Below are 23,322 nucleotides of genomic sequence, written 5' to 3' on the forward strand. Positions count from 1 at the left end.
CTCCGGCACCGCGGCCGGCCGCGTCTCACCGGCCGGCCGCGGCTGATCCGCGGGCTTCGGCGCCTCGGGCGGCGCGGGTTGCCCGTCCGTGGACGCCGCCGTCCCGTCGCTCAGGCCGACCAGCGCCGCGAGCGCGTCGGGCTGGGTGCGGAGGAAGTGCCGGACGAGGCCGTCGACCGTCCGTACCTCGAAGAACAGCGTGCTGCCGACGTTGTCGAGGCCCTTGCGGACCGCTTCCGTCAGCTGGACGACCAGGATCGAGTCGATGCCGTAGCGGTCGAAGGACACGTCGGCGCGGATGTCGGCGACCGGCAGCCGCAGCGTGTCCGCGACGAGGCCGCGGAAGTGTTCGCGGGCCAGGTCCGCCAGCAGTGCGTCACGGTCGGCGGCGGCACCCGGGGCGGCGGCCGGCGGCGGCGCGGTGGGCGCTTCCGCCGCCGCGGCCCGCGGCCGGGCCTCCGGGAGGGCGCCGCGGAAGGCGGACTCCCCGGCCGGGCGCGGCTGGCGGATCGCACCGTCGCTCTCGGCGACGATCACCTGCTGGCCGAGGTCGTCGGCGCCCTCGGCAGCGACGAACGCCCCGCGGAAGCCCACCTCGCCGAGGACCCGCCGCCAGCTGTCCGGCGCCAGGCCGGGAGAACCGGGGATGCGCGGCGCCGGGTCGTCGTAGAGCCACCAGCCGTCCAGGAGGCCGAACGTGAGGTGGCTGAAGAGGATGTTGTCGCTGAGCTCGTTGAGCAGCAGCAGGGCGTTGGGGCGTGCGGCGGCCTTGGCGTTGCGCAACGTCCTGCGGATGTTGCGGGTGGCGTGCAGCACGTTGGTGGCGATCACGACGTCGTACTCGCCGGCGGCCACCTCCTGGCCGGCCAGCGGCTGTTCGGCGTTGAAGAGCCGGGTGTCCAGGTACGGGGCGATCTCGCTGTACTCCCGCTGCGCGTGCAACAGGAACGCCCGGGAGATGTCGGTGTAGCTGTACTTCTCGATGTGCCCGGCCCACGGCCGCAGCCTGCGGAAGACCGTGGCGCTGGTGCCGCCGGTGCCGGCGCCGATCTCCAGGATGCGCAGGCGCGCGGACGGGTCGTCCGCCAGCCGCCGTTCGAGGTGGGCGACGAGGGTGTCGGCGAGCACGTCGTTGAAGTAGTCGGCGACGGGGTTGTTCTTGTAGACGCTCTCGACGAGTTCGAGCGAGGCGTTGGGGAACATCACGTCGGTGGCCGGGCGGCGGCCGGTGAGGATGCCGGTCAGGGCGCGCAGCGTCGTGTCGACGAGGATCGCCTGGGGGCGTTTGGCGGGGTCGGCCAGCCACGGCTGCCGCGCGCGGTCCCAGTCGGCCCAGGCGTCGTCGAGGGATCCGGTACGGGTGTCGAGGGCCGCGTACCGGTCCGCGCCGTCGCGGCGCAGGTGGCCCGCGTCGGCGAGTACGGCGAGGGTGTGCTCGGTCCAGCGCTGGTAGCGGTCCTCGATGCCGCCGACGGCGCGCCATTCGGCGGCGGTTGCCGCGCGGCCGTCGCGGAACAGGCCCAGGGACCGCAGCAGTGCCCGGGTGATGCGGACGAGCGCGTCCTGCATGGCTCCGGCGTGCCCGCCGGCCTGCTCGCGCAGCCGCGCGATCTCGGCGCCGCGGTCGGGGCGGGCCTCGCGCAGCGCGCCGATCAGGGACGGCGCGGTGACGGCCGGGTGTGTGAGGGCGTCGGTGTCGTGGAGGCCGTCGATGCTGCGGGTGTCCGTGGCCTTGAGGAGGGCGAGCTGCGGGTACGGCGAGGCCAGCAGAGCGTCGAAGGCGGCCATGCCCTCGTCCGGTTCGATCGAGCCCAGGCCCAGCTGTGCCATGCGCTGCCGGTAGCCGTCGGCGGTGACGACTCCGACGCCGGCCCAGTATCCCCAGTTCATGACCTTGACCGGGCAGTCGAGCCGGGTGGACAGGTGCTCGGCGTAGGCGTCGGCGAAGGTGCAGCCCGCGGCGTAGTTGGCCTGGCCGGGGGCCTTGAAGAAGGTCTGCATGGAGGAGAAGAACGCGACGAAGTCCAGCGGTTGGCCGGCGAAGGCGTCGGCGAGGTTGACGGCGATGTCGGCCTTGGCGGCGTAGGTCGCGCGGAACCGGTCCTCGTCCATCCTGGCGAGGGTCTGGTCGCCGAGGACGATCGCGGTGTGCAGGACTCCGCGCACCGGGCCGTGCCGCCGCACGATCTCCTCGCAGGCGCGGCGCAGGGCGTCGCGGTCGGTCGCGTCGGCCTGCACGTAGTCCGGCATGGGGCCGTCGGCTGCGAGGGCTTCCTGCCGGGCGGCGATGGCGGCGTCCAGCGGGCGGCGTCCGATCCAGACGACCCGGGCGCCGTGACGGCGCATCATGTGCTCGGTCCACACGGTGCCGATGCCGCCGGCGCCGCCGATGGCCACGACCACGCCGCCGGGCTCGCGCGGGGCGGGCCGGTCGCCGGGCCCGTGCGTCTCCAGCAGGCGCAGGCGGTACCACTCGCCACGGCGGTGGGCCAGGGTCTCGCCGCGGGGGTCGGCGGGCAGGGCCAGCAGGGCCGGCCAGGGCACCGGGGCGTCCGCCGCGACGTCGGCGACGCGGATCCGCCAGTGCGGGTACTCCTTGGCCAGGGTGCCGGCGAGGCCGTGCACCCCGGCGTGGGCGGGGTCGGCACCGGCGTCGCCCGGCAGCAGGCGCGCCTGCCGGGTGACCAGGGTCAGGCCCGTTTCACGGGCGTCGGCGCCGCCGGCCAACAGCGCCTTGACCAGGCGGAAAACGGCGACTGCCGCGTCGTACCGCGCGGTGGCCGGCTCGCCGGTGGAGCCGGTCGGGGCGAGCAAGAAGACGTGCTCGACACCGGCGGGCAGCCGCGCGGCCAGCCGGTCGGCCGGCTCCTCGGCGCGGGCGTCCAGGACGGTGGCGTCCGAGTAGTGGCGGCGGAGTCCGTCCTGTTCCTCGGCGGTGCCGCCCAGCAGCACGACGCGGGTGTGCGGGTGGGGCCACGGCGCGGCGGGCGCGGCGGGCAGGGCGTCCCACACCGGTGCCAGCAGCGTCGCGTGCGGGGCCTCGCCGGCCGGGGCGGCCGAGGCGACCATGCGGCGGAACGCGTAGCCGCGCAGGCTCGCGGAGAGCCGTCCGCTGTCGTCGTACACGTCGATGTCCACTTTCGTCACGTCCCGGTCGGCCGAGGGGGCATAGCCCTCGGTGTGGCGCAGGTGGGCCCACATGCGCTCGGTGGTGGGGGCGAGGAGGTCGGCGGCGTCCAGGGCGAAGGGCAGTGCGGGCGCACCGGGTTGTTCGCCGAGCGTTCCGGTGGCGTCGCCGTAGAGGCCGACGACGGCCTGGACGGCGCTGTCGAGGATCGCGGGGTGCAGCGCGAACGCCCCGTCGCCGGCGCCGTCGGGCAGGACGAGCCGGGCCAGGACCTCGCCGTCGCCGACGGCCAGGGTGTCGATGGCGCGCAGGCGGTCTCCGTGGCGGATGCCGACGGCGTCGAGGGCGGCACGGCACTGGCTGCGCGACAAAGTGCGGCGGCCGCAGCGGGCCCGCAGGTCGTCCAGCGGCGCGGGCGCGGGCGCACCGGGCGTGGTGACACGGCCCTGGGCGTGCACGGACGCGCCGTCGCGCAGGACGCGGAAGGTGTCGCCGGCCAGGTCGACGCGCAGTTCGGCGCCACCGTCCCCGACGGGGAACGGCTGCGGCCAGACGACGTCGCGCAGGCCGACGGGCGCGAAGGAACCGCCGGTCACGGCGCGGCGGGCCACCTCCAGCGACAGCACGCCGGGCAGCACGGCCCGGCCGCCTACGTGGTGGTCGGCCAGGAAGAACTCCTCGCCGCCGAGCCGGAGTCGGTACGCGGCCTCGTCCGTGTCCGGGAGTCCCTGCCCTTCCCCGGTGTCGGTGGTGTCGGTGGTGTCAGTGGTGTCGGTCCAGTAACGCTGCCGCTCGAACGGGTAGGTGGGCAGCGGTACTTGGCGGCGCGCGGCGGGCGCGAAGCTGTCGCCGAACCGGTCGGCCTCGCCCCGTACGTACGCCGCGGCCAGGGCCCCCGGGGCCAGGGCACGCGCTCCGCCCACCGGGCGGGGTTCCGCGGCGGTCTCCCCCGCCAGCACCGTGTCACTGGCGGTGCCGGAGAGCCATGAGCGCAGGCGCGCCGCGAGGTCGGGCAGGCCGGTGGCGACGACGGCCAGCCGGTGCGCGAAGTGGCTGCGGCCCGCGGCCAGGCTGTAGGCGACGGCGTCGGCGGGCAGTGCGGGTTCGCGGTCGAGGTGGGCGAGCAGCCGGTCAACGACCGTGCGGAGGGCGGCCGGTGTGCGGGCCGACAGCAGGAAGGCGTGTTCCTCGCCGACTTCCCCGCCTGCTTCCCCGCCGGCGCCGGTCGTCCGGGGGTCCGGGTCCTCCTCCAGCACGACGTGCGCGTTGGTGCCGCTGGCTCCGAAGGAGCTGACGGCCGCCCGGCGCGGGCCGCGGGCGGGCGCCGTCCAGGGCCGCGCGGCGGTGGCGACGGTGAACGGGCTGCCGTCGAGCACCACGGCCCGGTTGGCCTCCTGGAAGTGGAGCGACGGCGGGATCTGCCGGTGCTCCAGGGCCAGGAGTGCCTTGATGACGCCCGCGATGCCGGCGGCGAACTGCGTGTGCCCGATGTTGGTCTTGATCGATCCGAGGACGGCGCCACCGGCCGGGGCGCCCTCGAACGCGCGGGAGAGCGCGCGGAATTCGATCGGGTCGCCGAGCTGGGTGCCCGTGCCGTGCGCCTCGACGAGCTGGATGCCGCCGGGCTCGATGCCGCTGCGGGCGTGGACGTCGCGGAGGAGCTGTTCCTGTGAGGCCGCGCTGGGGGCGGTGATGCCGTTGGTGGTGCCGTCCTGGTTGATGCCCGAGCCGCGGACGACGCCGTAGATGTGGTCGCCGTCGCGCCGGGCGTCGGCCAGCCGTTTGAGGACGACCGCACCCGCGCCCTCGCCCGGGACGAAGCCGTCGGCGCGGGCGTCGAAGCTGCGGCAACGGCCGCTGGGCGAGAGCATGCCCGCGCGCGTCGCCGACCCGTACAGCCGCGGTGTGGTCTGGATGAACACCCCGCCGGCGATCGCCATGTCGGCGTCGCCGGAGAGCAGGTCGCGGCAGGCCAGGTGCAGCGAGACGAGTGAGCTGGAGCAGGAGGTGTCGGTGGTGAGGGCAGGGCCTTTGAGGTCGAGGTGGTAGGCGATACGGGAGGCGACGACCGAGCCCATGGTGCCCCACAGGGCCTGCGCCGGCGGCCGGTTGTCCAGCTGGTCGTGGTAGTCGCCGGTGTAACAGCCCACGTAGACACCACAGTTGCGATGGGTCAGGCGTTCACCGGTGTAGCCGGCATCCTCCAGGGCGTTCCAGCACTGTTCGAGGAAGATGCGCTGCTGGGGGTCCATGGTGGTGGCCTCGACGCCGGAGATCGCGAAGAACACCGGGTCGAACAGGTCGATGCCGCGGACGAAGCTGCCCGAGCGGCAGGTCACGTCCTGGCCGAGTGCCCAGCGCGACACCGGCTCGACGAGGTCGTGGCCGGCCATCAGGTGGTCCCAAAGGGCGCGCGGGTCCTCGGCGTCGGCGTAGCGGGCGGCCATCCCTACGACGGCGACGGCGTCGTCAGCGTCGTCGTCGTTCGGCGCCGGGGAGTCGGCTTCCGGGGAGGTCCGGGCGTGCGGCGCGTCACCGTAGGTGCCGACGATGAACGCGTGCAGGCGCTCGACGGTGCCGTGGTCGAAGAGGTCGGTGGTCTCCAGGGCGGTGCCGAGGTCCGTGTTGAGCGTGTGGACCAGGTTCACGCCGAGGATGGAGTCCAGGCCGTAGTCGGCGAAGGGGCGGCGGCGCTCGATCTCGGCCACCGGCATCTGCAGCACGGCGGCCAGTGCGTCGAGCAGGATGCGCTCGACGTCGGCGGCAGGGGCCGCCGGCGGGCGGGGCGCGGCGGCCACCGGCGTCGTTGCCGGGCGCTCGCTGCCGGCCGGGCCGTACCAGAACTGCCGTCCGGCGAAGGGGTAGGCGGGCAGGTGGACCCGTGCGGGGGTGTCCGCGCCGGCGTGCAGGCGGGTCCAGTCGAGCGGCATGCCCTTGGCCCAGAAGGCGGCCAGCTCGGGCCAGTCGCCGCAGGCGGTCCAGCGGTCGACGAGTTCGCGCAGTTCGTCCTTCTCCGCCAGGGCGGCCAGCGTCTCGCGGGTGGCCCTGACGCGACCGCGGCACCACGGCCCCCGGGCCTTGTCGGGCGCGGAGTCGGAGTCGTGGTCGGAGTCGGGGTCGGGGTCGGCGAGAAAGGCGCCGAGCTGGTCGAGCCACTCCCCGGGGGTGCGCGCGACGAAGCACACCCGCTCGTCCATCTCCTCGCGGCCGGTCTGCAGGGTGGCTGCGACGGCGGGCAGGTCCACGGGGGAACCGGAGCGGAGCAGATCGGTCAACTGGCGGGCCCGTGCCCGCAGATCCTCGGCGGTCCGGGCCGACAGCGGCAGCAGCACCGGTCGTGCGGGCGCGGCGGGGGCGCTCTTCGTGCCCTGGTACTCGGCGACGATGACGTGGGCGTTGGCGCCGCCCGCGCCGAACGAGGAGATGCCGGCCATCCGCGGGCCGCCGTCCGCGGGCCGCGGCCAGGGCGCCGCGCCGGTCTGGAGGGTGAACGGGGTCGCCGCGAAGTCGATGTCGGGGTTGGTCTGCTCGGCGTGCAGGGTGGGCACGAACTCGCCGTGCCGCAGCTGCAGTACGGCCTTGGTCAGGCCCGCGATACCCGCAGCGGCCTCCAGGTGGCCGATGTTCGACTTGACCGAGCCGAGGGCGCACCCGCCGCTCCCGTCGGCGTCGGGGGCGAACGCCTGGGTCAGGCCGTCGATTTCGACGGGGTCGCCGAGCCGGGTACCGGTGCCGTGCGCCTCGATGTAGCCGATGTCGGCCGCGCGGACGCCGGCACGGTCCAGCGCGTCGCGGATCAGCGCGGCCTGTGCGCGCGGGTTGGGCACGGTGTAACCGTTGGTGCGACCGCCGTGGTTGATGGCGGAGCCGACGATCACCGCGTGGATGGGATCCCCGTCGGCCTCGGCCGCGGACAGCGGCTTCAGCAGCACCGCGCCGACGCCCTCGCCCGGCAGGAACCCGTCGCCGCCGGCGCCGAAGCTGCGGCAGTGCCCGTCGGTCGCGAGCATCCGGGAGCGGCACAACTCGACGTACGAGGAGGGGTGCAGATAGAGGTTGACCCCGCCGGCGACGGCCAGCTCGCACGCGCCGTGGCGCAGGTGCTCGCACGCCTCGTGGATCGCGGTCAGCGACGACGAGCACATGGTGTCGATCGGCATGCTCGGGCCGCGCAGGTCCAGCAGGTACGACACCCGGTTGGCCAGCGAACCGAAGGACGTGCGCGGTGCGGGCGGCAGTCCGTCGGTGGCCGGCGGGCGGTGGCGGTCGAAGCCGGTCTTGGTGATACCGGCGAAGACGCCGACCGACGAACCGTGCCGCTCGGCGAGGCGCTGCCGGGTGTAACCCGCGTCCTCCAGCACCGACCACGCGCTCTCGACGAACAGCCGCTCCTGCGGGTCCATGTCGGCGGCGTCGCGCGGCGCGATCCCGAAGAACGCGGCGTCGAAGCGGGCGAAGTCGTCGAGGAACGCGCCCCACTTGCTGTAGCTGGCGCCCTGCTGCACGGCCCGCTGCGGGTCCGGTTCGTAGAAGCCGTCCAGCGACCAGCGCTCGGCGGGAACCTCGCGGACGCTCTCGCGGCCCGCGCGCAGGTTCTCCCAGAACGCCGCCGGGGTCGGGGCGTCGGGGTAGCGCCCACTCAGGCCGATGATGGCGATCGGCTCGTCCGCGCCGGCCGGACGCGGGTTTCGCACCGCCCGGGGTCGTGGACGCACCGGTGCGGCGGCCGCGGCGGCGGGCGCCGCCGCGCCCGGCACCTCCGCCGTGGCCGGTGCCACGCCCCCCGCCGCGTCGTCCAGCCAGCGGCGGCAGCCGTCCGCGTGCCGCTCCGCCAGGTGGCCGGCCAGGTCGTTCAGCGTCGGGTACTGATAGAGCACCGTCTTGGGCAGGGCGCCGAACCACTGCGCGAACCGGTGGTTGAGCCGGGTCACGGCCAGTGAGTCGATGCCGAAGCTGTCCAGCGGAGCGGCGGCGTCCAGCCGGGCGGCGTCGAGCCGCACCGTCCCGGCGATCAGCTCCTTCAGCAACGGCAGCACGCGCGCCCGCAGTTCCGCCGGGCCCGTCTGCCGCGTCTGCCGCGTCTGCTGCGTGTCCGCCTCCCGGGGACCTTCCTCGTCCACGCCGCTCTCCTCGTCCATGACCAGTAGGTGTGGTGCGCCGAGCGCCAGTGCGCCGTGCAGGGCCCGCAGTGCCGTGTCCGTTCCCAGCGGGCGCCCGAAGCGTGCGGTGAGCGCGGGCAGGTCCTCGGCCGGGACGCTCATGCCGCCGTCCTGCCACAGCGGCCAGCCGATCGAGACGCTCGCGCCGTGGCGCTCGCCCGCGGCGGCCAGGGCGGCCCGGTGGGCCAGGTAGGCGTCGAGGAACCCGTTCGCGGCGGCGTAGTCGGCCTGCCCGGGGTTGCCCAGCGCCCCGGCGCCGGAGGAGAACGCCGCGAGGAAGTCCAGCGGCAGCCGGCGCGTGGCCTCGTCGAGGTTCACCAGCCCGGCGACCTTGGGCGCCAGCACCCGCTGGGCATCCTGGTGGGACTTGCGGATCACGTAGTCGTCGCTGATCAGGCCGGCCGCGTGCACGACCCCGTCGAGCCTGCCGTACGTGCGCACAAGGGAGTTGACGAGCTCCGCCACGGCGGCGGCGTCGGTGACGTCCACCTGGCGGTAGTGGGGCGCCGGATCCGGCTGCGCCGGCTCGCGGCCCGCCGGTGAGCGTCCGCACCGGACGACCCGGGCGCCGGGGGCGTGCCGTGCGATGTCGGCGGCGACCAGCCGCCCGATGCCGCCCGCTCCCCCACTGATCAGGTAGACACCGTCGGCCTTCCACACCGGCGGGCGGGCCGCCGTGCTCGGGGCGGCTGCCCAGGCGCGGACCTGGCGGCGGCCGTCGGTGTGGCGCACGTGGTCCGCCGCCTGCCCGGACTCCGCCCGCAGCACGTCGGCGAGCCGCGCACCCGGCGGCCACTGCGGGAACTCGACCAACTGGACGTGCAGCGCCGGGTCCTCCTGCGCGGCGGTGCGCAGCATGCCGATCAGACCGGCGTAGCCGTACGGGGTCCCCTCGCGGCACACGACCTGCACGGAACGGGGGCCGCCGGCCGGTGAGTCCAGCAGTCGCTGGAGCTCGCCGAGCAGCCGGGTCGCCGCGTGTTCGTAGGCGGCGGCGGGCCCGTCGTCACGGCTTTCCACACGGGCGACGGACACGCCGGGCAGGTGCCGGCGCAGGTCGGCCGCGTCGGCGTCGGGGAGGTCGCACAGCACGACCAGCCGGCGCGTTCCGGGCGTCGCGGGGTGCGCTCGGACCGGTTCGTCGCGCCATACCGGCACACGAAGGATGTTTCTGCTCACGTTCATTCCGTTCCGGGTCACTGGGCGGCCGGGCCGCCCGGTCCAGGGAGGAGGCAGGGGAGGCGTCAGGTCCTGCTCAGGGCGTCCGGGCCGGCACGGCCGTCGAGGACCGCGTCGAGCAGCGCCGCACGGGCACCGGTCTCGAACGCGGGCTCGGCAGCGGGCGGCGGGAGGGGAGTTCCACCGCCCGCGGGCACCCAGTAGCGGTCGCGGGCGAAGGGGTACGCGGGCAGCCGCACGGTGCGGCGCTCGCCTGCGGGATGCAGCGCCTGCCAGTCGACCCGGGCTCCGTCGCACCACAGGGCCGTCACCCGGTCGAGCTGTCCGTCGGCGAGGGCCCGGGTGACCTCGGGAGCCTGCTCCGGCTCGCGCCGCACTCCGGCGCCGCGCGACCGCCTGATGCCGCCGGTGTGCCAGCCGGCGGGCTCGTCGCCCGCGAGGAACCGGTCGAGCGTGCCGAGCACGTCGTCGATGCCGCCGGCGACGAAGCCCAGCCGCGCTTCCATGGCTTCCCGGCCGGTCTGGAGGGTGAACGCCAGGTCCGCCAGGTCCGGTGCGGGTCCATCGCGGCGCGCCCGGTCGAGGAAGTCCCGCAGCCGTCCGGCCGTGGCACGCAGCCGGTCGCCGTCGCGGGCGGAGAGCACGAGAGCCTGGGGGGCGGTGGTGCGGGCCGACTCCGCCGGGGCGGGCGGTACCGGCGGCAGGGGTGGTGCTTCGAGGACGACATGGGCGTTGGCGCCGCCGAAGCCGAAGCTGCTCACTCCCGCCCGCAGGGGCCACGGCCGCCCGGTGGCGTCGGTGCCCGGCTCCCACCGGCGCAGTTCGCGTACGACCTCGAATCCGCCGTCGAGCGGCAGGTGCGGGTTGAGCCGGTCGCAGTGCAGGGTCGGCGGCAGCTCGCGGTGGCGCATGGCGAGCAGCACCTTCAGCACTCCGGCCAGACCGGCGGCCGACTCCGCGTGGCCGATGTTGGTCTTCACCGAGCCGAGGGCGCACGGCCGGGCCGGGTGCGGCGGCCCGCCCCGGTCGCCGCGCAGCGCGCGGTAGGCGCTGTCGAGCGCGTTGACCTCGACGGGGTCGCCCAGGCCGGTGCCCGTGCCGTGCGCCTCGACGTAGCCGATGCTGTCCGGGTCGATGCCGCGCATGGCGTCCTGGATCAGCGCTGCCTGCGCCTTGCCGTTGGGCGCGGTCAGGGAACCGGCGCGGCCTCCGTGGTTTTCGGCGCTGCCGCGGACGACGCCCCAGATCGCGTCGCCGTCCCGCTGCGCCTGGGCGAGCGGCTTGAGCAGCACCGCGGCGACGCCCTCGGAGCGGACGTAGCCGTCGGCGCCGGCGGAGAAGGTCTTGCAGCGGCCGTCGGGGCTGAGCATGCCCGCCATGTGCGTCGCGGCGAAGATGTCCACGCTCAGCAGCAGGTTGACGCCGCCCGCGATGGCCATCTCGCATCGGCCCGAGCGGATGCTCTCGACGGCGCGGTGCAGCGCGACGAGCGAACTGGAACAGGCCGTGTCGACGGGTTCGCTCGGCCCGTGCACGTCCAGGACGTAGGAGATCCGGTTGGCCAGCATCGAGTGGGCGTTGCCGGTGGCGGTGAAGCCGTCGGGTGCCACGCCGCTGGCGTTGAGCAGGTGGTGGTAGTCGCTGCCGGAGACGCCGAAGTAGACCCCGGTGTTCGCGGGCAGGCGCACCGGGGCGTAACCGCCGTTCTCCAGCGCGGCCCACACGGTCTCCAGTGCCAGGCGGTGCTGCGGGTCCATCAGTTCCGCTTCGAGCCGCGACAGGTGGAAGAAGTCCGCGTCGAAGCGGTCCACGCCCTCGATCAGACCGGCGAACTTCGGGAAGTCCGCGCGTGCCACGACGTCCGCGTAGGGGCCGTCGAAGCGGTCGCCGGGGTAGTCGGCGATCAGGTCCTCGCCCGCGCGGAGCCGCTGCCAGAAGGTGTCCAGATCGTCCGCGCCGGGGAACCGTCCCGCGGCGCCGATGATGGCCACCGCACCGTCGTCCGGCGCGGGTTCGGGCATCGGGGCCGGGGACGACCGGGTGGCGGCGGCGACCGGCGCGGGTGCGTCGGCGACGGTGGGGAGGGTCAGCTCGGGGCCGTGGCGGTCGAGCAGGTGCCCGGCGAGGCTGCGGATGTCGGGGCACTCGAAGAAGACGGCGGGAGTGAGGTCCGTGCCGAGGAGGCCGTTGAGTTCCGAGGCCAGTTTGGCCAGCGCGATGGACTCGAAGCCGTACGCGTGGAAGTGGGTGTCGAGGTCGACGTCGGCCAGGTCGAACTTGAGCAGGTCGGCGACGGTCTCGCGCAGCGACGCGACGAGCGCCGCCGCCCTGTCCGCGTGCGCGTCCACGTCCGTATCCGCATGCGCATCCACATCCGCATCCACCGGAACGGTCGCGGACGGCTCGGCCGCCGGCTGCCCGGCCTCCGGCTGCTGCCACTCCCCCGTAGTACCGGCCGGCGCCGGCGGCACCGGACGCGCCGCCTGCGGCAGTGCCGTCCAGGCCCGTCCGGCCTCGCCAGGAAGTGCCGGCCGGAGGTCGCCGGCGGTGAACTCGGCGTCCTCGACCCGGCCCAGCACACGGCCGTCCTCGTCGAGGAACGCCGCATAGAAGACGGCCTCGGAGGTCCGCGCCAGCACGATCGCCCGGGTGCGCTCCCACTGCTCGCCCTGCACGGATCCCACCCGCACCACGGTGGCGTCGGCCCGGCCCAGCGTGTGCGCAACACCCTGGACCAGTCCGGCGAGCGCCCAGGCCGGGAGGTGCACCTGCCGCTTGTGCGGGTCCTGGCACATGGCCGGTTCGGCGACCCGTACGAGAAGCCGGTGGTCGTCGAGTTCGGTGACCCCTTCGACGCTGCGCGCGTACGGCCGGGCGTCGAGGCCCGCGGTGCCGAGCGCGGCGTAGAAGCCGTCCCGGTCGAGGGCCGCGGGCGCGTTCAACACCTGCCGCATCGACGCGACTTCGGCAGGCGCGGACGGTACGACGTCGGCGGCGAAGCGGAGCGTGTCCTCGTCGGCGTGCCACAGTTCGACGCGGTGCGCGCCGTCGCCGGACATGCCGAGCCGCCAGGTGAACGTCTCGGGGGCGTCCGCGGGCGACGGGAGTGCGGCCCACCGCGCGTTCCGCAGCCGCAACGGCCCTTCCAGCCCGGCGAGCCGCGCGAACGCCAGTGCCGCGTCCAGCAGGGCCACGGTCGCGTAACGGCGCTTGCGTCCCACCGTGTGGACGTAGTCGAGGAGTTCGTCGCCGCGCAGCCGGAGGGTGTAGCGCACGCCGTTGAGGTCCGAGGCGTTGACGCCGACCCAGGGGTGGGCACGACGGGTGAAGGCCAGCGGCCGGAGCACGCTGGGGGCGTCGGCGTCGTCGGGGTCCTCGGGATACCAGCAACGCACCTTGGCGAAGGGGTAGGCGGGCAGCGACAGCTTGGCCGGGCGGCTTCCCGCCGGCCACAGCCGGTCCCACGCGATGCTTGCGCCGTCTGTCCAGTACTGCGCCAGCTCCGCCGACCTCCCCTCGCACAGGGCCTGTTCGACGGTCGCCGCGTCGGCGGTGCGCCGGCGCCGCAGCGTGCTCGCCGTGAAGTGCACGCCTGCGGGCACGCCGGGTGACTCCGCAGTCCAGTCCACGGCGGACAGCCGAGCCAGGCGGGCCTGTGCGTCGGCGATGCCGTCCGCCACGAAGGCCAGCCGGCAGGGCAGTTCGTTCTTGCCGGTCTGCAGGGTGTACGCGAGAGCGTCCAGGCCCGGTGCGGACGCACCTATGTACGTGTGCATGTCGCGCAGCACCGTCCGCAGCGCCTGGGGCGTGGTGGCGGAGAACACCAGCAGGCGCGGGCGACCGCTGTCCGGTGCGGCCACGACCTGCCCGGCGTACTCCTCGACGACGATGTGCACGTTGATGCCGCCCGCGCCGATGGACGTGACGCCCGCCCGGCGCGGCACCTCCTCGCCGCCGACCACGGGGCGCCGCCAGGTGTCGCGGTGACGCTGCACCACGAACGGCGTCCGCTCGAAGTCGATCGCCGAGCTGAGCGTCTCGGCGTGCAGCGAGGGCGCCAGCGTGCGGTGCCTGAGCTGCAGCAGCACCTTGGTCAGGCCGGCCATACCGGATCCGGACAGCAGGTGCGCCACGTTGGACTTGACCGAGCCCAGCGCGCAGAACCCGACGTCCTGGGTGTCGCGGCCGAACGCGAGGGCGGCGCCCTTGATCTCGATGGGGTCGCCGAGGGAGGTCGCCGAGCCGTGGCCCTCCAGGTAGCTGATCGTGCGCGCGTCCACGGCGGCGTCGTCGAGCGCCTTCTCGATGGCGCGGGCCTGCTGCTGCGGGGTGGGCACCGTGAAGCCGTTGCGGTCCCCGGCGTTGGTCATGCCGCTGCCCTTGATCACGCCGTAGACGTGGTCGCCGTCGGCGACGGCTTCGGCCAGCGGCTTGAGCACGAGCGTGCCCACGCCTTCGCCCAGGATCGTGCCGTCGGCGCCCAGGCCGTAACTGCGCACGACATCGGCCGACTTGGTGGTGAAGTGCGCCTGCGAGGTCGCGATGAGGTCGAAGGGGTGCAGCATCAGGTTGATGCCGCCGACGACGGCCATGCGGCACTCGCCGCCGCGCAGCATGCGCACCGCCTGGTGCACGCACGCCGACGCCGAGGAGCACATGGTGTCGAGGAACACGGACGGCCCGGTGAAGCCGTACTGGTACGACAGCATGTTCGCCATCACGCCGAGTTCGCTGCCGCTGGTCACGGTGCCGCGCATCAGCATGTTCTGGAAGCCGTAGAGCGAGTAGCTGTTGTTCATCGAGCCGACGAGCACGCCGACGTCGCCGTCGTAGCGGCGGCGCAGTGTCTCGCGCGAGTAGCCCGCGTCCTCCAGGGCCGTCACTCCCGCCTGCAGGAACAGCCGGACCTCCGGGGACAGCAGTTCGGCGTCGCGCTGGGAGATGTTGAAGTAGCGGGGGTCGAACGCCTCGACGTCCCGCAGGAACGTGCCGGTCCTGACGACGGTCTTGCCGTCGACGTCCCGCTCGTCGAAGTAGATGTCGCCGTGCCGCCACCGCGACTCGGGGACGGGTTCGAAGCTGTGCCGGCCCTCGCTGAGCAGTTCCCAGAACTCCTCCAGGGTGTCGGCGCCCGGGTAGCGGCCCGCCATACCGATCACCGCGATGTCGTGGCGCTCCGGTTCGGTCCGGGCCGCGAGGGGGCGCGGGGCGGCGCTCACGGACGGCCGGGTGGCCGGAGCGGGGGCGGGCGCGGACGGTTCCTCGCCGAGAAGCTCCTCTGGGGCGGGCTCCTCGACCGCGGGCGCTTCGGGGGCGAAGAGTTCGAGGAGCCGGTCGCGGTGCTCGGCGACGAAGTAGCCGGCCACGCCCTGCAGATCGACGTACTCGAAGAAGAGCGTCTTGGGCAGCGATCCGAAGGTGTCCTCCAGCCTGCTGGTCAGGTCGACGATGGAGATCGACTCGATGCCGTAGTTCTCCAGCTTCTCGTCGACCAGGATGTGCTCCGCGTCCTGCCCGGTGACCTCGGCGAACAGGTTCCGCAACAAGTCCTGTGTCCGGGAGACGAGTTCACCCTCCTCCAGGACGGCCGGCGCTGCCGTGGTCCGCTGCCCCGTGGTGGGGTTCGGCGCCGGCTGCGCGGTGCGGTCCAGGCCCGCGTACCCGCGCAGCCCGGCCCGCTCGCCGAAGAGGACCACGCGGCGGACCGGCGCGTCGGCGTGCAGTGCGCGCTCCAGCGCGTCCAGGCCGGTCCCGCTCGGCAGTGGCACGGTGCCGGTGCGCTTGCGCAGGTAGGCGAGGCTGGCGTCGTCCATGCGCATACCGCCGTCGGCCCACAGCGGCCAGTCGACGGCGCGGGTCACACCGCCGGCGGCCTGCCGTCGTGCGGCGAACGCGTCGAGGAAGGCGTTGGCGGCGGCGTAGTCGGCCTGCGCGGCGTTGCCGAAGGCGCCGGCCACGGAGCCGAACAGCAGGAGGAAGTCCAGGCCGTGGGCGCGCGTCGCGTCGTCGATGTACGTGGCGCCGTCCACCTTGGGCGCGAGTACGGCGGCGGTGCCCGCGAGGGGCTTGTTCGCGAGGTAGCCGTCGTCGAGGACGCCGGCCGCGTGGAACACGCCGTCGAGCCGTCCGTACTGCGCGCGGATGTCCGCGACCGCGTCCCGCACGGCGTCCGGGTCCGTGACGTCCGCGCGGCGGTAGGCCACCTCGCCGTGGGACACCCGGTCCCGCAGCGCCTCGACGGCCCGGCTGCCCGCCGAGCGCCCGCTGACGACGACCGTGGCGCGGTGGCGCTCGCAGAGCCGCTCGGCGAGCAGCAGGCCGAGTCCGCCGGCGCCGCCGGTGATCCAGTAGACGCCGCCGTCGCGCAGCAGGCTCTCCCCCGCCTCGGCCGGGGGCAGTTCCACGTAGCGGTGCCGTACGCGGCGGTCCCGGGCGTCGTAGGCGACTTCGGAGTCGTCCCCGGCGCCCGCCTCCGCGCGGACGACGCGCTCGAAGCGGTCGGCGTCGCGCGGGTCGTGGGCGTCGAGGAGCACCAGCCGGCCCCTGAACGAGGGGTTCTCCTGCTGTGCGGTCTTCAGCAGCGCCGCCAGCGGGGCGTAGACCGGCGAGTCCGGGGCGCCGGGTGCCACCACGAGCACCTGCCGTCCCTGGCCGAGCAGTTGCCGGACCTGCGGGTAGCAGGAGTCGAACGCCGCCTTCATGGCGACGGCATCGGTGGCTTCCGCGGGAACCGCCAGTTGCCGGACGTCCATGCCCAGCCGCGCGGCGCTCGCCGGTGCGAGGTCGTCGTCCAGTGCGGCGTTGAGCACCGTCACGGGGCCGACCGGGGTGGCCCGCCCGGCTGCGGGGGCCTGGGCAGCGGCCTCCTCCCAGACGCCGGTGACCTCCAGGAGCTCCCCTTCCGGGGCCTGGACGGCCGCCGGTTCCGCGGTGGGCAGCTCCCTCGACGTGTAGCCGGTGAAGCGCACGCACAGCCGGCCGTTCTCGTCGAACAGATCGATGTCGGCTCCGGTCGTGCCGCCTGCCGGGCCGCTGCCGGCCGGCCGCAGCCACGCCCACATCGTCGGGGTCGTCGCCGCGTGCACGGTGAGACGGTCCAGCGCGAACGGCACCGCGGGGGCGGCGGGCCGGCGCCAGCCCCCGTCGGCCGAGCCGAGGGCGAGGGCGGCGAGGAGGGCGCTGTCGAGGATCGCGGGCTGAAGTGCCATGTCGTCCGGGGCACTTGCGGGGAGCCGCAGCTCGGCCAGTACGCCGTCCGGACCGCGGTGCAGGGCGTGCAGGCCGCGCAGGGCCGGGCCGTGCTCGATGCCGCTGGAGCGCAGCACGGCGTACCCCTCGGCGACGTCGACGCGCTGGGGGAACCGCCGGCGCAGCGCGCCCGGGTCCGTCGTCCCGGTCGCGGCGGCTTCGTGGTACTCGACCCGGCCGCCGGCGTACCGCGTGCCGTCGTCGTCGGTGATCGCGTAGTCGTAGCCGTCGGCGGCGGGTGTCAGGCGGAGCCGCGGGGAGAGACCGGTGTCGCCGACGAGCAGCGGGCGGATCCACACCGCGTTGCGGATGCGGGGCGTCAGCCCGGTCCGGGCGCCTGCGACGGTGGCCCGTCGGGCTGCCCGGGTGACGAGTTCCAGGGCCACCACGCCCGGCACGATCCGTGCGCCGTTGACGAGGTGGTCGCGGACGAATCCCTGGGTGGCGTCGAAGTGCAGGGGGAAGGTCCAACTGCCGCCCTCCGGCTCGCCCTCGCCGAGCGGGTCGGGAGCGGTGTCCGTCGCGCCGCGCTCGGGCCGTGCGGCCGTCTCGTCGCGGGTCGTCCGGAACCAGTGCGGTGTGCGGGCGAACGCGTAGCCGGGCACGTGCACGCGACGGCCGCGCTCGGGCCACTGCGCCCAGTCCACGGGCAGGCCCCGGGCCCAGGCGGACGCGAACTTCTCCCACTGGCCCTGTTCCAACCAGCGCTCGGCCAGGGCCGTCAGGTCCTCCGCGTCCAGGCCGTCGGCGGCTTCGGTTCCGGCCCGGCCGCGTGGGCAGTCGGCGGGCGGGCCGTCCCCCGCGGCGACGCTGTCGAGCTGTGCCGCCCACTCCTCGATGCCGCTCGCGCGGAACACGACGCGCTCGCGCAGCGGCACCCGGCCTTCGCGCAGCGTGCGGGCGACATCGGTCAGGGACGGGGGGTCGTTGTGCCCGATCCGGATCCGGACCCAGCGGGCGAGGTCGGCGCACGTCTCACGCAGCCGGTCCTCGTCCTTGGCGGACACCGGCAGCCACTGTTCACCGGCGTCCTCGGTGGCGGCCACCGGGGCCGCGGCTTCCAGCAGGACGTGGGCGTTGGTCCCGCCGAATCCGAAGGAGCTGACGCCCGCGCGCAGCGGCGCGGACCCTTCGGCGTGCCAGTCGGTGAGGCGGTCGAGGACGTACAGCGGGCTGCCGTCCAGGTTGATGAGGGGGTTGAGCTTGCGGAAGTTGACCGTCGCGGGCAGCTTGCGGTGGCGCATGGCGAGGATGACCTTGAGCATGCCGGCGATGCCGGCGGCGCCTTCCAGGTGGCCGATGTTGGTCTTCACGGAGCCGATGCCGCACCGGTGTTCCGGGGCCTGTCCGGACCGGTCCGCGGCCAGGTCGGCGAAGGCCCGCTTGAGGCCGCGGATCTCGATGGGGTCCCCGACCGGTGTGCCGGGGCCGTGCGTCTCCACGTAGGTGACGGTCTCGGGCGCGATGCCGGCCTTGCGGTAGACGCCGGCGATCAGTTCGGCCTGGGCGGCGGGGTTGGTGACGGTCAGCGAGCTGGTGCGCCCACCGTGGTTGCTGCCGATGCCCTTGATCACGGCGTGCACGGCGTCGCCGTCGCGGCGGGCGTCCGCGGCCCGCTTGAGCAGGACGGTGCCGCCGCCCTCACCGCGCACATAACCGTTGGCGTCGGCGTCGAACGCCCGGCACCGGCCGTCGGGCGAGAGCATGCCCGCCTTGGCGAAGGCGATGAAGTGCCGGGGCGACCAGGTCAGGTTGACGCCGCCGGCGAGCGCGAGGTCGCAGTCGCCGGCCTGGAGGGCCTGCACCGCCTGCTGCACGGCCACGAGCGAGCCGGCGCAGGCCGTGTCGTTGACGACGCTGGGGCCGCGGAGGTCGAAGTGGTGGGAAACCCGGTTGGCGATGATCGCGTACGCGGCGCCGGTCGGGTAGTAGGCGTCGATCTCCTCGACTTCCTGCTCGATCAACTCGGCGTAGTCCCAGTGGCAGACGCCCATGAAGACACCGGTGCGGGAGCCGGCGACGCGGTCGGCCCGGTAGCCGGCGTCCTCCAGGGCGTGCCAGCTCAGCTCCAGGGCCATCCGCTGCTGCGGGTCCATGGACTGCGCCTCGCGCGGGGAGATCTGGAAGAAGTCGGCGTCGAAGCAGTCGGCGTCGTCGACGAATCCGCCCCAGACGCTGTTGGTCTTGTTGAATTCACGGCGCGGGTGGCCGAGGTGGTCCTCCTTGCGCCAGCGGCGCTCCGGGACCTCGCTGATGAGCGAGCGGCCCTCGGCGAGATGGCTCCAGAACTCCTCGGGCGTGCGCGAGCCGGGCAACCGCAGGGACAGTCCGATGACGGCGATGTCCCGGTCGTCGGCGAGGACGCCGTTCTCCTTCTGCATGGCGCGTTCTCCGTCCTAGGCCGACTGGGCGCCGCTGCGCCGGTCGACGACGTACAGGGGGACTGTGAGCGGGCCCCGGCGGCGGGCGTTGCCGCGCACGTACCAGTGGTGCAGCCAGACCGTCGACGCCAGGCAGACGAATGCCTGGTTCTCTTTGGTGCCGGTCTCCTCGGGCGGACTGTCGAAGACGCGGTCGGTGAACCGCTTCACGAAGCGCGCGTCGAGGACACCGATCTCGTCGAGGGTGCCGGGGTCGGTCAGCAGGTCGCGGTAGTCCGGGCGGGAGCGGACGAACGCGGCACTGTCCGGGGCGCGGTAGGGGAACTTCCCCTTCTTGACGATCCGTTCCGGCAGCGCGTCGGCATAGGCGCGCTTGAGCAGGTACTTCTCGTCGTAGGGGTCGCCGAACCGCAGATTGACCGAGGCGGCGCGGCGGACCACGGCGGGGTCGAGGAAGGGGCACCGGTTCTCCACGCCGTGGGCCAGCGCCATGCGCTCGCCCTGGGTCGAGAGCAGGTAGCCGCTCAGGAGCGTGCGGAACTCCAGCCACTGGGCCTTCTGCACGGGGGTGAGCTGTGCGTAGCCGGGTTCGCCGGCGACGAGTTCCTTGAGGGCCGCGAAGGGGTCGCCCGCGTTCTTGAGCAGGCGTGCGGCGAAGCGGCCGTTCTGGAACCGCATCTGATGGGAGAAGAGGCCGGGCAGGGTCTCCTCGGTGAACTGCCGGTAGAGCCCGAGCATCCGGCGGTGGCCGTCCTCGCCGCTGAAGTGGCGCAGGTACGGGTGGAGCCGGCTCATATGGCGCAGGCGGGTGTCGTCGTCCAGCTCGTGCCAGGTCGAGAGCAGCAGCGTGTCCTTGAAGATGCCGTAGCCGAGGAAGCCCTCGTCGGCACCCTCACCGCTGAGCACGACCTTGATCCCTTCGCTCCGGACGTGGCGTGCCAGCAGGTACATGGGGACGAAGGCGGTGCGGAAGACGGGCACCTCGGCGTGCCGGACGGCTTCGGGGAAGGCGTCGACGACGTCCTCGTCGGTCACGCGCACGGTGGAGTGGCGGGTGCCCAGGTGGGCGGCCAGCTCGGCCTGTTCGGCCGATTCGTCGAACTCCGCGTCCTCGAACTCGATCGAGAACGTCCGCAGCGGTCGGCTCGTCCGCTGTGCCGCGATGTGCGCGATGATCGAGGAGTCCAGACCGCCGGAGGCGTAGACGCCGACCTCGACGTCGCTGCGCAGGCGCACGTCGACCGCCGCTTCGAGGTCCGCGCGGACGAGCTCGACGGCCTCCTGCTCGCTCTCCGGGGCCGGTCCCTGGGCCAGGTCGAGCGTGGCCCAGCGACCGCGCCGGACCTCGTCACCGCGCACGGACAGGTACTCACCCATGGGGATCTGCTCGATCCCCTGGTACCCGCTCTGACCGGGCAGCGGGGTCCAGGTGGCGAAGACCGACGCCAGCTGTGCCTCGTCGAAGGCGAACCGGAAATCCGGGTAGGCCAGGAACGCCTTCATCTCGGAGGCGAACAGCCACGCGCCGCGGCAGCGCGCCACGTACAGGGGCCGCTTGCCGAACCGGTCGCGCACCAGGTGCAGTTCACCGGTGACGCTGTCGTAGAGGGCGAACGCGAAGGCGCCGTTGAAGCGGGGCAGGCAGTCGAGGCCCCAGGCGATCCAGGCGTTGAGCACGACCTCGGTGTCGGACTCGGTGCGGAAGGCGAGGCCGCGGGCCGTCAACTGAGCGTGCAGCTCACGGTAGTTGTACAGCTCGCCGTTGTAGCAGAGCCAGTAGCGGCCGTCGGCGCTGCCGACCGGCTGCGAGCCGGTGGACAGGTCGATGATGCTCAGCCGCACCGTGCCCATGGCCAGCCGGTCGTCGAGCAGGCAGCCCGCCTCGTCCGGGCCCCGGTGCTCGATCTGGGCGAGCATGCCGTGGATCAGGGTCTCGTGTTCCTGCGGTGGCAGGGGACTTCCGTAGAAGCCGGCGATGCCGCACATCGGGTCACCGGCTCCCGGCGGCCCGCAAGCGGGCGGTGTCGACGAACCCGACGATGCCGGACAGCGAGACCATGACGTTGCCGAGGATCTCGTCGCCCAGCGGCACGCCGTACGCCTCCTCGATGTGCGCCATCAGCGAGATGTAGCCGAACGAGTCGAGGATGCCCGCCTTGAACAGGTCGGTGTCCTCGGTGATGTCCGCGTCGAACTCGAACATGAACCGCTCTTCCATGTACTGCTTGAGTGCCTGCTTCATGGCTGTCCGTCACCCTCGGGTTGGTCGATTCGGGGTGCGTGCCGGTAACCGGCTCGCGTGAAGTCTTCGCTGTTCCGCGCGGCGTCAGGGGGCCGCGAGCCCGGCAGCGATGATCCGGGCCAGCTCGGGCCACCGGGCCCGGATGAAGAAGTGGTCACCGGGGAACCGGCGGGTGGTCAGGGGCCGGGTGCTCTCCCGTTGCCAACCCTCCAGGTCGGCCCGGGTGAACCACTCGTCCTCGCCGGCCATCGCGGTGACCGGCACGTCCAGCGGCGGGGCGTCCTGGTGCCGGTAGGCGCCCAGCGCGGCGAAGTCGGCCCGCAGGACGGGCTCGTAGAACGCCATCAGGTCGGGGTGTTCCCACAGCTCCGCCGGGATTCCGCCGAGTTCCTTGAGGTGGTTCCAGAAGGCGTCGGTCGGCAGCTCCCAGGTGTGGCGCTCCCGGCTCGGGATCGCCGGCCCGCTCTCCCCGGAGACGAAGAGGTGGGCCGGTGCGGGCAGCCGCTCGGCGCGCAGCCGGTGGCAGAGCAGGTACGCCAGGCGGGCTCCGAGGCTGTGGCCGTAGAGCGCGTACGGGGCGTCGAGCCGGTCCCGCAGCTGACGGAGCAGGTCGTCGACGATCGCGGCGGGGTCCCGCAGCAGCGGCTCGGCGGCGCGCCTGCCGCGTCCGGGGCGTTCGAGCGTCACCACGTCGACGTCCGGGAGGTGTTCGGCGAGCCCTGCGTAGGCGCGCTCGTCGCCTCCGGCGTACGCGACACAGAACAGGCGCGGCCGTCGCTGCGACTGCGGCATCGGCTGCGGCTGCGGCTGCGGCTGCGGCACCCGGCGGGCGGGGGCCGTGTCGATCTGCCGGATCATCCGGGTCAGGATCCCTCCCCCGCCCACCTCGCGGCAGTGGTCGACGGTCGTGCGCTCCAGCAGGTAGCGGACGCTGTCCAGCCACTGCACCGATCCGCAGATCTGCTCGCTCAGCGTCGCGGCGATGTCCTGGTCCGCGTACGGCCGCGCGGTGAGGTTGGCGAGCACTGTGGCCCGCAACGCCGAGAACCGGAAGCCTTTGAGGAAGGCGGCGAACTCGTCGCGGGCGGAGGCCATGAACCGCGAGTGGAAGGCCGCCGAGACCTTCAGCCGGGCCACCCGGGTCCCGCGCGCGTCGAGCGTCTTGTGTGCGCGCTCGATCTCGTCCCGGGCCCCGGACAGCACGGTCTGGACAGGGGTGTTGATGTTGGCGACGTCGAGCCGCGACAGCCCCTCCTCGGCGAGGAAGGCCCGCACCTCGCCCGCGTCCGGCCCCACGACGGCGAGCATGGCCCCGTCCGAGGCACGGGCCATCAGCTCGCCCCGCTTGGCCACGAGCTTCAGGCCGGTCTCGAACTCGAAGGCCCCGGCGGCGTGCAGGGCGTTGTACTCCCCGAGGCTGTGTCCCAGCAGGTACGCGCCCTCGGGTTCGCCACGCTCCAACGAGTCCCGGTACGCGAGCGCGTTGACGACGTAGAGCGCGGGCTGGGTGTAGCGCGTGTCGTCGAGTCGCCCGTCCGGGTCCTCCAGGCAGAGCCTCGGGAGGTCGTATCCGAGGATGTCCCCGGCCAGCGCGGTCAGTTCGGGGAACCGGTCGAAGAGGCCGGCTCCCATACCGCGGGTCTGGGACCCCTGACCGGGGAAGAGCACAGCGGGCGTTCCCGCCGCGGAAGCCCTCACGCCAGGCCCGCAGCGGAGGGTTCCCGGGTGATGGCAGGGCAGTTGTCCAGCTGGTTCATGGCCTCCCCGATCAGCGGTGGTGTCCGATGACGGGCATCCTGCGACACGCCCCTTGCGGCAGCCTTGCCGCGAAGCTGGCCAATTCCTGCCGTCCGCTGTGGTGGTTTTCCGCCATCCTTGCCAACCCCCCCACGGATACCTTGCCGTTCACTTGCCGACGACCGATTTGATCTTGGAATGCCCCGATCTCTATGCCAAGCTCCGGATGGGAAGGGCACCTGACGCACG

Annotated in this window: 5 protein-coding genes; all 5 read right to left on the reverse strand. The window is 73.7% G+C overall.

Features of this window, described 5'->3' with window-relative positions:
* On the reverse strand, positions 1-9,465 hold a 9,465-nt coding region (locus ACO1BR_RS33025), incomplete at its 3' end, for an SDR family NAD(P)-dependent oxidoreductase (protein ID WP_426798782.1).
* A 65-nt stretch (positions 9,466-9,530) separates the two neighbouring features.
* Positions 9,531-19,094 (reverse strand): SDR family NAD(P)-dependent oxidoreductase, encoded by a 9,564-nt coding sequence (locus tag ACO1BR_RS33030; RefSeq protein ID WP_426798783.1) that lies wholly within the window; start codon positions 19,092-19,094, stop codon positions 9,531-9,533.
* A 15-nt stretch (positions 19,095-19,109) separates the two neighbouring features.
* Positions 19,110-21,080, reverse strand: a complete 1,971-nt coding sequence (asnB, locus tag ACO1BR_RS33035) for an asparagine synthase (glutamine-hydrolyzing) (protein WP_426798784.1) — start codon at positions 21,078-21,080, stop codon at positions 19,110-19,112.
* 4 nt (positions 21,081-21,084) lie between these two features.
* Complete coding sequence (locus ACO1BR_RS33040) at positions 21,085-21,336, reverse strand: acyl carrier protein (RefSeq protein WP_426798785.1); 252 nt, start codon at positions 21,334-21,336, stop codon at positions 21,085-21,087.
* 84 nt (positions 21,337-21,420) lie between these two features.
* Positions 21,421-23,034, reverse strand: a complete 1,614-nt coding sequence (gene fabD / locus ACO1BR_RS33045) for an ACP S-malonyltransferase (RefSeq protein ID WP_426798786.1) — start codon at positions 23,032-23,034, stop codon at positions 21,421-21,423.
* Between the last annotated feature and the right edge of the window lie 288 nt (positions 23,035-23,322).

The organism is Streptomyces sp. YGL11-2, assembly GCF_050054615.1.
Taxonomy (GTDB): domain Bacteria; phylum Actinomycetota; class Actinomycetes; order Streptomycetales; family Streptomycetaceae; genus Streptomyces.

Bases quoted from the DNA above. Each gene is read 5' to 3' on its own strand.
- ACO1BR_RS33030 (WP_426798783.1), bottom strand. From the start codon at position 19,094: ATGCAGAAGGAGAACGGCGTCCTCGCCGACGACCGGGACATCGCCGTC.
- asnB (WP_426798784.1), bottom strand. From the start codon at position 21,080: ATGTGCGGCATCGCCGGCTTCTACGGAAGTCCCCTGCCACCGCAGGAA.
- ACO1BR_RS33040 (WP_426798785.1), bottom strand. From the start codon at position 21,336: ATGAAGCAGGCACTCAAGCAGTACATGGAAGAGCGGTTCATGTTCGAG.